Source organism: Sphingomonas fucosidasi (assembly GCF_036663855.1).
Classification (GTDB): Bacteria; Pseudomonadota; Alphaproteobacteria; order Sphingomonadales; family Sphingomonadaceae; genus Sphingomonas; species Sphingomonas faeni_B.
The window spans coordinates 19,354-32,699 of record NZ_JAXOJR010000012.1; the positions used below are offsets into that span (position 1 = coordinate 19,354).

Below are 13,346 nucleotides of genomic sequence, written 5' to 3' on the forward strand. Positions count from 1 at the left end.
AGGGAATTCCTTGTACTCAGCATATTGTTGACGCTCGTCGACAACCGCATTGGTACATTTCGCGACGTTGAAGATATGGAGCGGGCATTTATTTCCGCTGACGAAATTGAAGATTCACTTTTCCACTTGGAAAAAGATAAGCTGATTACTGCGTCGATGATCTCAAGCGTAGACGAGCCGCTCGCCGAGTCTGACATGATCGAGCTTACGCCACGCGGTTTAGGATACTGCATAGCGAACGAAGCTCGCGTGTTGTCCGCGGCGCTTGGCGGCAGTGTAGAACACATTGAAGAAGTTCGGCGTGCCTACCAATATATCCGCGACGAGCAGGGGCTCTCGATAGATAGCTCTAGATGGACTGGACTTACCGAGCGACTCGGCCCGCTAAAGATGGCCCAAATCCGGAGCGGTGCAAAAGTGTTGCTGCAAGTGGTCGAGCAGTCAGGACTAGATGGCGATGAGCGGGAAAACGCTTTGGCGTGCGCACGCGCTGTTGAAGAACTAGTTGGCTGTCCTGACCCGTTGTGGGGGCAAGTCATAAGCATACTCACGTCGAAGCCGCTGACTGCGTTCCTAAACGCGTCTGCACTGCTTACAATTATTCTGGGGTTCGGAAACTAAAATGCCAAAACGCACCGACATCTCCTCGATCCTCGTCATCGGCGCAGGACCCATCGTCATCGGCCAGGCGTGCGAGTTCGATTATTCGGGCACGCAGGCGATCAAGGCGTTGAAGGAGGAGGGCTATCGTATCGTCCTCGTCAATTCGAACCCCGCCACGATCATGACCGATCCAGAGCTGGCCGACGCGACCTATGTCGAGCCGATCACCCCCGCGATCGTCGCCAAGATCATCGAGAAGGAGCGCCCGGACGCGATCCTGCCGACGATGGGCGGGCAGACCGCGCTGAACACGGCGCTGGCGCTGTTCCATGACGGTACGCTGGAGAAGTTCGGCGTGACGATGATCGGGGCGGATGCCGATGCGATCGACATGGCGGAGGACCGGCTGAAGTTCCGCGATGCGATGGACCGGATCGGGCTGGAAAGCGCGCGCTCGGCTATCGCACATACTGTTGAAGAAGCCTTGGAAGGGCTTGAGAAGACGGGGCTTCCGTCGATCATTCGGCCGAGCTTCACGATGGGCGGCTCGGGCGGCGGCATCGCGTATAATCGCGAGGAGTTCATCGCGATCGTCCGCAACGGGCTCGATCTGTCGCCGACCACCGAGGTGCTGATTGAGGAATCGCTGCTCGGCTGGAAAGAATACGAGATGGAGGTGGTGCGCGATCGCAACGACAACGCGATCATCATCTGCTCGATCGAGAACGTCGATCCGATGGGCGTCCACACCGGTGACTCGATCACGGTCGCGCCGGCGCTGACGCTGACCGACAAGGAATACCAGATCATGCGCAACGCATCGATCGCGGTGTTGCGTGAAATCGGTGTCGAAACAGGCGGTTCGAACGTCCAGTTCGCAGTGAATCCGAAGGACGGCCGGCTGGTCGTCATCGAGATGAATCCGCGTGTTTCGCGCTCGTCCGCGCTGGCGTCGAAGGCGACCGGCTTCCCGATCGCGAAGATCGCGGCGAAGCTGGCGGTCGGCTACACGCTCGACGAGATCGAGAACGACATCACGGGGGCTACGCCCGCCGCGTTCGAGCCGACGATCGATTACGTCGTCACCAAGATCCCGCGGTTCGCGTTCGAGAAGTTCAAGGGCGCGTCGAACACGCTCGGCACCGCGATGAAGTCGGTCGGCGAGGTGATGGCGATCGGCCGCAACATCCACGAGTCGATGCAGAAGGCTTTGCGTGGGCTCGAGACGGGTCTGTCGGGCTTCAATCAGGTCGATCATCTGGTCGGCGCGCCGCGGGCGGAAATCGAGGCGGCTCTGGCCGTCGCGACGCCGGACCGGTTGTTGGTGGCGGCGCAGGCGCTGCGCGAGGGCTTCACGGTCGCCGAGGTGCACGCGATCGCGAAGTATGATCCGTGGTTCCTCGAGCGGATCGCCGAGATCATCGCGGCCGAGGCCGAGGTGATGAAGGACGGCCTGCCGATCGACGCGCCCGGCATGCGGCGGCTCAAGAGCATGGGGTTCAGCGACAAGCGGCTCGCGTGGCTGGCGCTGCAATCCGCCAATCTGCGCGGCATGAACCGCGGGATCGCGCGCGGATCGGGGCTGATCCACGAGGTCGTTAAGGCGATGACCGGTGGCGTGACCGAGGAGGAGGTGCGCCAGCATCGCCTGAAGCTCGGCGTGCGGCCGGTGTTCAAGCGGATCGATACATGCGCGGCCGAATTCGATGCGAAGACGCCGTATATGTATTCGACCTACGAGGCGCCGAGCTTCGGCGAGCCGGAGAACGAGTCCGAGCCGACCGACCGGAAGAAGATCGTCATTCTCGGCGGCGGGCCGAACCGGATCGGGCAGGGGATCGAGTTCGACTATTGCTGCTGCCATGCGTGCTTCGCGCTGGCGGATGCGGGCTATGAGACGATCATGGTCAACTGCAATCCGGAGACGGTGTCGACCGATTACGACACCTCGGACAGGCTGTATTTCGAGCCGCTGACCGCCGAGGACGTGCTGGAGATCCTGCATGTCGAGCAGCAGAACGGCACCTTGGTCGGCGTGATCGTGCAGTTCGGCGGGCAGACGCCGCTGAACCTTGCGCGTGCGCTCGAGGCTGCGGGTATTCCGATCCTGGGGACGACGCCGGACGCGATCGACCTGGCGGAGGACCGTGAGCGGTTCGCGGCGCTGATCACCAAGCTCGGGTTGTTGCAGCCGGCCAATGGCCTGGCGCGGAGCCGGGACGAGGCGGTCGCGGCGGCGGAGCGGATCGGCTATCCGGTGCTGATGCGGCCTTCGTACGTGCTCGGCGGACGGGCGATGGAGATCGTCGATACGATCGGGCAGCTCGAGCATTATATCGCGACCGCGGTGCAGGTGTCGGGCGACTCGCCGGTGTTGATCGACCAGTATCTGCGCGATGCGATCGAGGTCGATGTCGATGCGATCTGCGACGGCACCGATGTCGTGGTCGCGGGCGTGTTGCAGCATATCGAGGAGGCGGGCGTCCATTCGGGTGATTCTGCGTGCTCGATCCCGCCTTACTCGCTGTCGGCGGAAATCATCGCCGAGATCGAACGGCAGACGGTGGCGCTCGCGCATGCCTTGTCGGTGGTCGGCCTGATGAACATCCAGTTCGCGGTGAAGGACGGCCTGGTCTATCTCATCGAGGTGAACCCGCGCGCGTCGCGCACCGTGCCGTTCGTCGCCAAGGCGATCGGTGCGCCCATCGCCAAGATCGCCGCGCGCGTGATGGCAGGCGAGAAGCTGGTCGATCTGCCCAAGATCGACCGGCATATCGACTATTATGCGGTGAAGGAGGCGGTGTTCCCCTTCAACAAGTTCCCCGGCGTCGATCCGGTGCTGTCACCGGAAATGAAGTCCACCGGCGAAGTCATGGGAATCGATCCCGATTTCACGATCGCGTTTGCGAAGGCACAGCTTGGCGCGGGGACGATCCTGCCGACCAAGGGCAATGTTTTCGTCAGCGTGAAGGACGGCGACAAGGCGATGATCGTCGAGGCGGTGAAGGCGCTGGTCGACACCGGCTTCTCGATCGTCGCGACCGGTGGGACGGCGGATCATCTCGCGCTTGCCGGTTTGCCGGTCGAGAAGGTCAACAAGGTCGCGCAGGGGCGGCCGCATATCGTCGACCGGATCAAGGACGGCGATATCGCGCTGATCTTCAACACCACCGAGGGGTGGCAGAGCCTGAAGGACTCGCAGCCGATCCGGGCTTCGGCGCTCGGCCAGCGCATTCCGTACTTCACGACCGCACCCGCTTCGCTCGAGGCGGCGAAGGCGATTGCCAAGCTTTCGACGCACAGCCTTGAAGTACGGCCCCTGCAATCCTATTATTCGCAGTCGCACAACTGATCCCGACATAAGCGTGATGTGTGGGCGGGGCCGTTATGGCGCCCCGCGCGGGGAAATGAATTTGGGGACGAGATGATGGCGACCGTCGAAAAGATGCCGATGCTGCAGGAAGGCTATGAGACGCTCAGTGCGGATCTCAAGCGCCTGAAAGCCGAACGTCCGACGATCGTCGACGCGATCGAAGAGGCGCGCGCGCATGGCGACCTGAGCGAGAACGCGGAATATCATGCCGCGAAGGAGCGTCAGGGGCAGGTCGAGGCTTCGATCTCCGATATCGAGGACAAGCTGAGCCGCGCGCAGATCATCGATCCGAAGGACCTTTCGGGCGACAAGGTGGTATTCGGCGCGACGGTGACGTTGCTCGACGAGAACGACAAGCCGGTTAAGTATCAGATCGTCGGCCAGACCGAGGCTAACGCCAAGACGGGGCGGATTTCGTACAACTCGCCGCTGGGTCGCGGGCTGATCGGGCGGAAGCTCGACGAAGAGGTCGAGGTGACGGTGCCCGCTGGCGAGCGTTACTACGTCGTCTCCAAGATCGAGTTCATCTGAGCCTTATGCAATTCTTTGAGACGCGGGCGACGGCGATCATCACGATCGTGACGGTCATCGTCTCGGGATTCCTGGTGCTGAGCGGGTCGCTTGGCTACTGGGCGGTGAACGCCGGGTTCATTCCGTTGCGGATGACCGATATCGGTATTCCGAGCGATCATATGTTTGTCGTGCCATCCTGGGCGACGCCGCTGACCGCGACGTTGATCCACGGCGGCTGGGCGCATATCGCGCTGAACCTGGTGATGCTGGTGTATTGCGGGCAGTTCGTCGAGAAGGCGCTGGGGACGGTCGGTTTGGTCGTTCTGTATGTGCTGGGCGCATATGCGGCGGCGGCGGGGCATTGGGCGTTCGGGCCTGAGTCTACTGCGCCGATGATTGGCGCTAGCGGTGCGATTTCGGCGGTCGTTGGGGCTTATGCGCTTTTGTATGGCGAGCGGCGGGCGCAGGCGATCGGGCCGGTGCCGGCTGGGGTCGTGCATGTGGTGTGGCTGGCGGCGGCGTGGATCGGGATCCAGTTGCTGATGGGGCTGGCCGGGTTTGGCGCTTCGGTCGGGGCTAGTGGGCCGATTGCGATCGGCGCGCATATCGGCGGGTTTCTGGCGGGGCTTGTGCTGGCTCGGCCGTTGCTGCTCTGGCATTACCGGGCGGCTTGAGCGCTGGCGCTACGCGGATTCACCTCACGCGTCCGCGGGCGTATCTTGTCCCTCTCATCACATCCTCCTCGACATATTACTCCAAACCCCGTTCCTCCTGAGTAGCTGCTGGGCTTGTCGAAGCGGCGTATCGAAGGATGGGTTGGCGTGCGAAACCTGTGCTTCGATACGAGCCCTCGATACGCTCCTGACGGAGCTACTCGGTCTCTACTCAGCACGAACGGGGTGGGGAGGGTACGCTTGTGCGCCTTCGTCGGCTGTGTCGGCGTATCTCTACCCTATTCGGGCGGGCACAGCGCTTGAGCGGAATGCTTCAGTCAACTAGCCAGCGCGACGGATGCCGGGAGCACTGCTCGCGTGCCCTCACCCCTCGCCGCCTTCGGCGTCTCTCCCTCTCCCGACGGGAGAGGGAAGTGGCCCGCGGCTGCTCTGCCGTGGGAAGGGTGAGGGCAAGTTGTTTCGCCCTATGCTAGTTTCGCTAGTTTCGAGCACAAGCTTGAATCGACGAAGGCAGATGTGCTGTCGCTCAATATCGTCATCCCCGCGCAGGCGGGATCCATAGCCTATATCGCTGCTATCAGTTCGCGACGTTAGCCAATATGGGTTCCCGCCCCCGCGGAAAAGACGGCTCAGGGGTAGCTCAGGCCGCGGTCGAACCCGACAGGTTCGGCTCGAGCATGCGGTGCAGGTGCACCACGACGAACTTCATCTCCGCATCGTCAACCGTGCGCTGCGCCGCAGCACGCCAAGCCTTTTCGGCGCTGGCATAGTCCGGGAAGACACCAACGAATTCGATCGCGTTCAGGTCGTTAAAGTCCAGGGTGCGCGGGTCGCTGACGCGGCCGCCGAAGACGAGGTGGAGCTTGCTCATGCGCTGCTGTTCCTTGGGAGGGAGGTTGCAGATGCCCTAGCGTGTTCGACCCGCGCTTTGAACCCTTAGTCGGTGGTTCTTTTAGACCGCCGGCTTCTGCGAAACGGCCTTCGCACCTGCGGTACCCGCCGTGCTGAGCGCCTTCACCACGCCTTCGAGCAGGCCCTTTGCCTGACCGCGCGCATTGTCCTTCGTAAGGCCGAGCTCGCCCAGTTCCGACTGGCCCGCGGCCTTGGCGGCGGCGGTGGCGGCGACGACGGTCTCGCTGAGACGCTTGCCGACCGGCGCGAGCAATTCCTTCTCGCGCGCCGAACGCGGGATCAGCGCGCCAGCAAGCGCACCAACGGCGAGACCGCCGACGAGGATGCCGAGCGGGTTGGATTCGAGGTTGTTGACGACGCGCTTGGTCTTCTCGCGCGAGACTTCGAGAACCTCGGAGGCCTTGTCGCCGGCGTCGTGATAGACCTTCGATGCGGTCTCGCGGACGGTGTCGAGGCCTTCGCGCAGGCGGCTTTCAGTCTCGTGGGCGGTTTCGTTTGCGGTGGTCTTTGCGTCGGTCATGGAAATGTCCTTCTGGTGGCAAGCTGCTCGCCGTTCAATTCAATGGGGGTTCAACGCGAGCCGGGACTTCAAGGTTTCAATGCGGTGACCGCAGTCAGTGCAGTCAGCGCCCGCGGCGGAAGAGTCCGACGATCCGGTGCCGCGCGAGGAACAGCCCGGCAACCGCGGCGAACCCTGCGGTCGGCCCCGGATTGCGCTTCACCGTCTCCACGCTCGCGGTCAGCGCGGCGGTGCCGGCATCGGCGACGTCGCGGCTGGCGTTGAGCGCGAGCTTCCGCGGGTTGAGCCGGTCCTGCAACTGCCCGACCGTCATCATGACGCGCTGGCGGGCGATGGCGGCTTCGATCTCTGCGGCGGCGACTTTGGCGGATGTCATGATACGGGCTCGCTTTTGGTCTGAAGCTTCGACTTGCCGATCATCGCCAGGATGCCGGCCAGCGCCAGCACCGCAACGACGACGATCACGGTCGACCATCCAGGCCCTACCAGCGTTGCCAGCGTCAAGATCGCACCGACCAGCAGTGCGATCAGCGCGGCCAGCGCCAGCACGCCGGCGACCGCGAAGAACATCGCCGCCGACTTGTACGCGCTGGCGGTCTCGCCGAACTTCGCCTTGTAGACAGCGACTTCCGCGGTCGCGAGACTCTTCGTCTCGGTCGCCAGCCGGCCGACGATCGACGAAAGGCTCTCGTCTTCGCCGGTCAGCATCACGGGATCGGACAAGGCGTCAGGCCTTCGGGTTGGCGTCGACGCCCGACTGGACCAGTCGCGCGATGACGAAGCCGATGGCCGCTGCTGCGCCGACTGCGATCGCCGGCGACTTCCGTACGAGTTCACGGGCGTCGTCGACCAACTCGTCGATGTCCTTCGCCTTCACTTGGTCGGCGAAACCCGAGACGCTGTCGGCCGCGCTGCGGGCATAGCCACCGTATTGCGAGCCGAGCTTCTCGTCGACCTGGCCGGCGGCGTCGTTGAGAAGCTGCGCGATCTGCTCGAGCGCGCCGCTTGCACGGGCCTTGCCGTCCTCGGCGAAGGTGCGCGCCTTGTCGGCGGCCTGCGCGCTGTACTTGCTCGCGCCTTCCTTGATCGCCTGCTTGGCGTCGGCGGTCTTGGCCGAGAGATCGCTGGTGCCGTTGTCGCCCATCTTGTTATCGATCGTCTTGCTCACCTCGGTACCAACCTCGTTCGCGGTCGTTTTCAGGTCGTTGACGGTATCGTTTACGCTGGAGTCGGCCATGACGGTCCCTTTCAGAATTGTTACGCCCTCAACACCGCCGCCGGAGCACGGTTCCCGAACCGTCGCGCGATTGCACGACACTGTTCTCGGGTGTCCGCGCGATTGCCCGATATGGCGTGAGACGGTAGAGGCGGCGCGAACGACCCGGCACCGGGATTTGTAGGAGCATCGTTACGTGACCGCAATCATCGACCTTCATGCACGCCAGATCCTCGACAGCCGCGGCAATCCGACCGTCGAGGTCGACGTGCTGCTCGAAGACGGCAGCTTCGGCCGCGCGGCTGTCCCGTCGGGCGCCTCGACCGGCGCGCATGAGGCGGTCGAGCGCCGCGACGGCGACAAGACCCGCTGGGGTGGCAAGGGCGTCGATGGCGCGGTCGACGCGGTCAATGACGAGATCACCGACACCGTGCTCGGCATGGACGCGGAGGACCAGTCGGACCTCGATCGCGCGATGATCGAACTCGACGGCACCGAGAACAAGGGCAGGCTGGGCGCGAACGCGATCCTCGGCGTCAGCCTCGCCGTCGCCAAGGCCGCGGCCGAAGCGCGTGGCCTGCCGCTGTACCGCTATGTCGGCGGCGTGCAGGCACATCTGCTGCCGGTGCCGATGATGAACATCATCAACGGTGGCGAGCATGCCGACAACCCGATCGATTTCCAGGAATTCATGGTCGTCCCGGTCGGCGCATCGAACATCCTCGAGGCGGTCCGCTGCGGCTCGGAGATCTTCCACACGCTGAAGAAGGGTCTGAGCGAGAAGGGCCTGTCGACCAGCGTCGGCGACGAGGGCGGCTTCGCACCCAACATCGGCAGCACCACCGAAGCGCTCGACTTCATCATGTCGAGCATCGAGAAGGCGGGGTACAAGCCCGGCGAGGATGTGATGCTGGCGCTCGATTGCGCGGCGACCGAGTTCTACAAGAACGGCAAGTACGACATCTCGGGCGAGGGCCGGATCCTCGAGAGCGCCGAGATGGCGGAGTATCTCGCGGATCTGACGCGGCGCTATCCGATCTTCTCGATCGAGGATGGCATGGGCGAGGACGATTGGGAGGGCTGGAAGACGCTCACCGACCTGATCGGCGACAAGGTCCAGCTGGTCGGCGACGATCTGTTCGTGACCAATCCGAAGCGTCTGAAGCGTGGGATCGACCAGGGTATCGCCAACTCGCTGCTGGTGAAGGTCAACCAGATCGGCACGCTGACCGAGACGCTGGAGGCGGTGTCGATGGCGCAGCGGGCGAAGTATACCGCGGTGATGTCGCATCGGTCGGGCGAGACCGAGGATGCGACGATCGCCGATCTGGCGGTCGCGACGAACTGCGGGCAGATCAAGACGGGCAGCCTCGCGCGGTCGGACCGGTTGGCGAAGTACAACCAGCTGATCCGGATCGAGGAAGAGCTGGGCGACGCGGCGCGCTACGCGGGTCGCGACATCCTGATCGGCGGCTGATTGACCCACCCCATCCGTCATGCCGGGCTTGTTCCGGCATCCACGGTCCCGCATATTCGAGAGACTCGAGTGTGCGGAGCGGTGGACCCCGGAACAAGTCCGGGGTGACGGAGAACTACCGAAGGACGAGCATGGCACGCGTGACGACGAAGACCAGCAAGCTGCGGAAGACAATGCGCAAGGCCGCGTGGCCGGCGCTGGGGCTGACGCTGATGGCGTTCTTCGGCGCGTATGCCGTGCTCGGACCGAACGGGATGTTCGCCTATGGCGACTATAAGCGCCAGCTTGCGAAGCGCGAGCAGGACTATGCCGCGCTCGATCGCAAGCGCGAGGTTTTGAAAAACCGGGTCGCGTTGCTAAACCCGGATCATGCCAATCCGGACATGGTCGACGAGATGGTCCGAAAGGAACTGAACGTGGCGCATCCGGACGAGGTGATCGTCCCGCTCGGTAATTGACGACGGCTTACCACCACTGCGCATAGGACGGGCACGGGAATACCGTTTGTGGCCCGGAACGGCGTGAACGGGGTCGCCATACGCGAACCGCCTCGTAATTCGCCTGGCGCTTGAGGGCGATGCAATAGCGCCACGGCCGGCGGAGGGGGGCCCCGGTCCTCAGTACGTCATAGTCGCGTTTGGAGATGCGAATATCGTCGCGCTCACCCTCCGATCCGATCGATAGGAAGGGCGTCGCCTTGGCAAGGCCCACCGCGTGGATGGGGAAAATGGTGGTGACGACCGGCTCGTCGGATCGCCAGAAAAGGGCGACGTCGACCATTCGATAGGCGACCGTCGCGCCGACGATCACGCCAAAGACAAAGCCGATCGTCGCCATCAGACAGCGGACCACCCAAGGTCGCGCCTTCGCTTTGTGGCGGCCGACCGCGCCTTCGACCACACCGATCACGATGCCGGTCCGAAGCCCCGCCATACCGCCGAGCACGCTGATCGCGGTGACGAACCAGATGTTGATGGGTGAGACGACGATCGTCGAGGTGGCGTTAATCGTGACGACCCAGCCGAGGAAAGCCGCAACGGAAACACCAATGGCGGCTCGATAGGCTTGGCGTGTCGGCAAGACGCGACGAGGCGCGCGAGTTTGGTACGAGAGGGCCACGCGGATGTCGTAGCTGGGAAACTGTAAACAAGTTAATTGAGCGCGACCGAGGCTGGTTTCCGACCCTCGTTCCCGGTTCCACCCTAATCCAGGGTTACTGGCGAGCGCCAGAACCCTGGATCAGTACGATGTGGAGACCCGGAAAGCGTTACTTGCCCAGGAACGTCAGCAGATCGTTGGTAAAGCGATCGCTCTCCGTGATCGTCAGGCCGTGCGGTGCACCATCATATTCGACGAGCTGCGAGCCGGCGATGCCCTTGGCTGCGGCGCGCCCGGTGGCGTCGATCGGCACTGTCTTGTCGCTCGTCCCGTGCACGATGAGTGTCGGCACGCGGAACGCGGCCAAGTCACCGCGGAAGTCGGTGTGGCCGAACGCCTCCGCACAGCGCAGCGTCGGATGCAGACCTGCCTGCATCGCCAGACTCCAGGCCCAGTCGACGACCTCGTCGCTGACCGGCGAGGTGATGAACCCGACGCCGAGGAACTGCTGGAGGAAGGTCTTGAAGAACGCCGGGCGGTCGTCTTCGATGCCGGCGCCGATGCTCGCCAACGTCTCCGCGTCGACGCCATCGGGATTGTCGTCGGTCTTGAGCATGTACGGCACCACCGACGCGATCAGCCCGGCGGCGACCACGCCCTTGCCGTCGTAGCGGCTCATGTAGCGCGCGATCTCGCCACCACCCATCGAGAAGCCGACGATCGTCGCGTCGGTGTTCGCGCCGGTCGCTTCCATCACGTCGGCGAGATCGTCGGTGAGCGTGTCGTAGTCGTAGCCACTCCAGGGCTGGCCCGAGCGACCGAACCCGCGACGGTCATAGGCGATCGCGCGGAAACCGGCCTGTGCGAGCGCCATCGCCTGCGCGTCCCAGCTGTCGGCGTTGAGCGGCCAGCCATGCGTGAGGATCACCGGGCGGCCGGTGCCCCAGTCCTTGACGTAGATATCTGTACCGTCACGGGTTTTTATATAGGGCATCGGTGTCTCCAGTCGGTCGAAACAGGTGCGCAATCAACGGCTCAGCCTGGGCGCCGTTCCGCGCACTGGCGCAGCGGCGCTTCGACTGGCAGCATGGCGTCACGAATCGGAATTGGAGACGAGATGCGGATCGGACTTCTGGCCACGGTGGCGGCGGCTGCGCTGACGCTGAGCGCGTGCGGGCCTGCACAGACTACCTCGAACACACAGGCTGCGGCACCTGCGCCGACCCCTGCTGCGAAGAACGACTGGGCCGGGTTCCGCGACGGCTTCATCGATGGCTGGTTCAAGATCGATCCGGCCAACGCGGTCTATCAGGGCAAGCACGAGTATGATGGCGGGCTCGGCGATTGGAGTGCTGCGGGGCTGAAGCGACAGGCGGACTTCCTGCACGCCGCGATCGACAAGGCGGGGGCGTTCAAGGATTTGAAGCCTGCCGAGGCGTTCGAGCGCGATTATCTGGTGCAGGTCGCCAAGGGCAAGTTGTTCTGGCTCGAGGATGCCGACCAACCGCATCATAACCCCGCCTGGTATGTGAGCGCGGGGCTCGATCCGAACACGTATATCGCGCGCAACTATGCCGATGCGCCGACGCGGATGAAGGCGCTGACCGCGTTTTTCCAGAAGATCCCGGCGGCGGCGGGCAACATCAAGGCGAACCTGAAGGCCCCGATGCCGCTGAGCTATGTCAATTAAGGGACGGCGGCGTTCAACGGTTTTGCCGACTATTATGCGGGCGACGCGGTGAAGGCATTCGCAAGCGTCAAGGATGCGGCGGCGCAGAAGCAGTTGGCCGATGCGGCGAAGGCGGCAGCGGCGGCGATGCGCGATCTGGGGACGTGGACCGAGGGCCAGCGTGCCACCGCGACGCAGGATTTTGCGCTCGGGGCGGACAAGTTCTCGCGGATGGTGGCGATGACCGAGGGCGTCGATACGCCGCTCGACCAACTGGAGGCGGCGGGTGTTGCCGATCTGAAACGCAACCAGACGGCGCTGGCGCAGGCGTGCGGGGTGTTCGCCAAGGGGCTGTCGATCACGGCGTGCATGGACAAGATGAACGCGAACAAGCCGGTCGGCGGCCCGGTCGCGGAGGCGCGGCGGCAGATCCCGACCTTGCGCAAGTTTGTGGTCGATCACGACCTGCTGACGATTCCGGGGACCGAGCAGGCGCTGGTCGAGGAATCGCCGCCGTACAACCGGCAGAACTCGGCCTATATCGATCCGCCGGGGCCGTTCGAGAAGGGCGTGCCGTCGATCTACTACATCTCGCCGCCCGATCCGAGCTGGAGCAAGGCGGTGCAGGACGCGTTCGTGCCGGGCAAGAACGACCTGCTGTTCACGTCGGTGCACGAGGTGATGCCGGGGCATTTCGTCCAGTTCCTGCATGCGAACCGCTCGCCGTCGCTCTTCGGGCGGTTGTTCGTGGGATATGCGTTCGCCGAGGGGTGGGCGCATTATGCCGAGGAGATGATGTTCGAGGCTGGGCTGAATAACGGTGATCCCGAGACGCATGTCGGGCAGATCTCTAACGCTCTGCTGCGCGATTGCCGGTACCTGTCCGCGATCCGCATGCACGCGAAGGGGATGACGCAGGAGCAGTCGTTCCGGATGTTCGTCGACGAATGTTACCAGGACGAGGGGAACGCCAAGCAGCAGGCGGCGCGCGGGACGTATGATCCGGCGTATCTGAACTACACGATGGGCAAGCTGATGATCCGCAAGCTGCGCAGCGACTGGACCGCGACGCGGGGCGGCCGGAAGGCTTGGAAGGCGTTCCACGATCAGTTCCTGAGCTATGGCGGCCCGCCGATTCCTTTGGTGCGCAAGGCTATGATGTGGGAGGCTGAGGCGAGCGCGGCGTTTTGAGTTTGGGCTGATCCTCCCCGGAACGGGGAGGGGGACCAGCGAAGCTGGTGGAGGGGGCTCTCCCCGCCAGATACGGTTGTGATGCTCCGAGTTGCGTTCT

The 13,346-nt window shown here is 63.8% G+C and carries 13 protein-coding genes and 1 pseudogene; 7 read left to right on the forward strand and 7 right to left on the reverse strand.

The features are described 5' to 3' along the window. The first annotated feature begins 27 nt into the window (after positions 1-27). The 4 genes from U1737_RS18115 (at position 28) to U1737_RS18130 (ending at position 5,163) form a co-directional block, all read left to right on the forward strand. Positions 28-621: a hypothetical protein gene (locus tag U1737_RS18115; RefSeq protein WP_332797740.1), complete on the forward strand. Its 594-nt coding sequence runs from the start codon at positions 28-30 to the stop codon at positions 619-621. A 1-nt stretch (position 622) separates the two neighbouring features. Beyond that, the gene (gene carB / locus U1737_RS18120; protein WP_332797741.1) at positions 623-3,955 is read left to right on the forward strand and encodes a carbamoyl-phosphate synthase large subunit; all 3,333 of its coding nucleotides are present in this window, start codon (positions 623-625) and stop codon (positions 3,953-3,955) included. A gap of 75 nt (positions 3,956-4,030) precedes the next feature. Beyond that, a complete protein-coding gene (gene greA / locus U1737_RS18125) occupies positions 4,031-4,507 on the forward strand; it encodes a transcription elongation factor GreA (RefSeq protein WP_056052861.1) in 477 nt (158 codons plus the stop codon). A 5-nt stretch (positions 4,508-4,512) separates the two neighbouring features. Next, positions 4,513-5,163: a rhomboid family intramembrane serine protease gene (locus U1737_RS18130; protein ID WP_332797742.1), complete on the forward strand. Its 651-nt coding sequence runs from the start codon at positions 4,513-4,515 to the stop codon at positions 5,161-5,163. A gap of 640 nt (positions 5,164-5,803) precedes the next feature. Here U1737_RS18130 and U1737_RS18135 read toward each other — a convergent pair. From U1737_RS18135 to U1737_RS18155, 5 genes are all read right to left on the reverse strand, one after another. After that, a complete protein-coding gene (locus U1737_RS18135) occupies positions 5,804-6,034 on the reverse strand; it encodes a DUF4170 domain-containing protein (RefSeq protein ID WP_332797743.1) in 231 nt (76 codons plus the stop codon). Between the two features lie 81 nt (positions 6,035-6,115). Continuing rightward, positions 6,116-6,595 carry a hypothetical protein gene (locus U1737_RS18140; RefSeq protein ID WP_332797744.1) on the reverse strand — a complete coding sequence of 160 codons (480 nt, stop codon included), beginning with the start codon at positions 6,593-6,595 and terminating at the stop codon, positions 6,116-6,118. A 103-nt stretch (positions 6,596-6,698) separates the two neighbouring features. After that, the gene (locus tag U1737_RS18145; protein WP_332797745.1) at positions 6,699-6,971 is read right to left on the reverse strand and encodes a phosphatase; all 273 of its coding nucleotides are present in this window, start codon (positions 6,969-6,971) and stop codon (positions 6,699-6,701) included. Then, positions 6,968-7,318 carry a phage holin family protein gene (locus U1737_RS18150; protein ID WP_248521721.1) on the reverse strand — a complete coding sequence of 117 codons (351 nt, stop codon included), beginning with the start codon at positions 7,316-7,318 and terminating at the stop codon, positions 6,968-6,970. The genes U1737_RS18145 and U1737_RS18150 overlap by 4 nt, the downstream gene beginning before the upstream one ends. A 4-nt stretch (positions 7,319-7,322) precedes the next feature. After that, positions 7,323-7,832, reverse strand: coding sequence for a hypothetical protein (locus U1737_RS18155; RefSeq protein WP_332797746.1), 510 nt, complete (start codon positions 7,830-7,832; stop codon positions 7,323-7,325). A gap of 175 nt (positions 7,833-8,007) precedes the next feature. Here U1737_RS18155 and eno point away from each other — a divergent pair, with 175 nt between their 5' ends. Further along, the gene (eno, locus tag U1737_RS18160) at positions 8,008-9,288 is read left to right on the forward strand and encodes a phosphopyruvate hydratase (RefSeq protein ID WP_107961796.1); all 1,281 of its coding nucleotides are present in this window, start codon (positions 8,008-8,010) and stop codon (positions 9,286-9,288) included. A gap of 131 nt (positions 9,289-9,419) precedes the next feature. Beyond that, the gene (locus tag U1737_RS18165) at positions 9,420-9,746 is read left to right on the forward strand and encodes an FtsB family cell division protein (RefSeq protein WP_055878455.1); all 327 of its coding nucleotides are present in this window, start codon (positions 9,420-9,422) and stop codon (positions 9,744-9,746) included. A gap of 7 nt (positions 9,747-9,753) precedes the next feature. Here U1737_RS18165 and U1737_RS18170 read toward each other — a convergent pair whose 3' ends face one another. Next, the gene (locus tag U1737_RS18170; RefSeq protein WP_248521715.1) at positions 9,754-10,407 is read right to left on the reverse strand and encodes a hypothetical protein; all 654 of its coding nucleotides are present in this window, start codon (positions 10,405-10,407) and stop codon (positions 9,754-9,756) included. Between the two features lie 148 nt (positions 10,408-10,555). Beyond that, positions 10,556-11,380, reverse strand: coding sequence for an alpha/beta fold hydrolase (locus U1737_RS18175; RefSeq protein ID WP_248521713.1), 825 nt, complete (start codon positions 11,378-11,380; stop codon positions 10,556-10,558). A 123-nt stretch (positions 11,381-11,503) separates the two neighbouring features. Between U1737_RS18175 and U1737_RS18180 the strand changes: the two are divergent. Beyond that, positions 11,504-13,246, forward strand: a pseudogene (locus tag U1737_RS18180) (DUF885 domain-containing protein). Positions 13,247-13,346: the final 100 nt, after the last annotated feature.

Excerpts from the sequence above, each read along its gene's own strand:
- U1737_RS18140 (WP_332797744.1), bottom strand. The coding sequence starts at position 6,595 with ATGACCGACGCAAAGACCACCGCAAACGAAACCGCCCACGAGACTGAA.
- U1737_RS18130 (WP_332797742.1), top strand. The coding sequence starts at position 4,513 with ATGCAATTCTTTGAGACGCGGGCGACGGCGATCATCACGATCGTGACG.
- U1737_RS18135 (WP_332797743.1), bottom strand. The coding sequence starts at position 6,034 with ATGAGCAAGCTCCACCTCGTCTTCGGCGGCCGCGTCAGCGACCCGCGC.
- U1737_RS18145 (WP_332797745.1), bottom strand. The coding sequence starts at position 6,971 with ATGACATCCGCCAAAGTCGCCGCCGCAGAGATCGAAGCCGCCATCGCC.
- greA (WP_056052861.1), top strand. The coding sequence starts at position 4,031 with ATGGCGACCGTCGAAAAGATGCCGATGCTGCAGGAAGGCTATGAGACG.
- U1737_RS18155 (WP_332797746.1), bottom strand. The coding sequence starts at position 7,832 with ATGGCCGACTCCAGCGTAAACGATACCGTCAACGACCTGAAAACGACC.
- carB (WP_332797741.1), top strand. The coding sequence starts at position 623 with ATGCCAAAACGCACCGACATCTCCTCGATCCTCGTCATCGGCGCAGGA.
- U1737_RS18165 (WP_055878455.1), top strand. The coding sequence starts at position 9,420 with ATGGCACGCGTGACGACGAAGACCAGCAAGCTGCGGAAGACAATGCGC.
- U1737_RS18175 (WP_248521713.1), bottom strand. The coding sequence starts at position 11,380 with ATGCCCTATATAAAAACCCGTGACGGTACAGATATCTACGTCAAGGAC.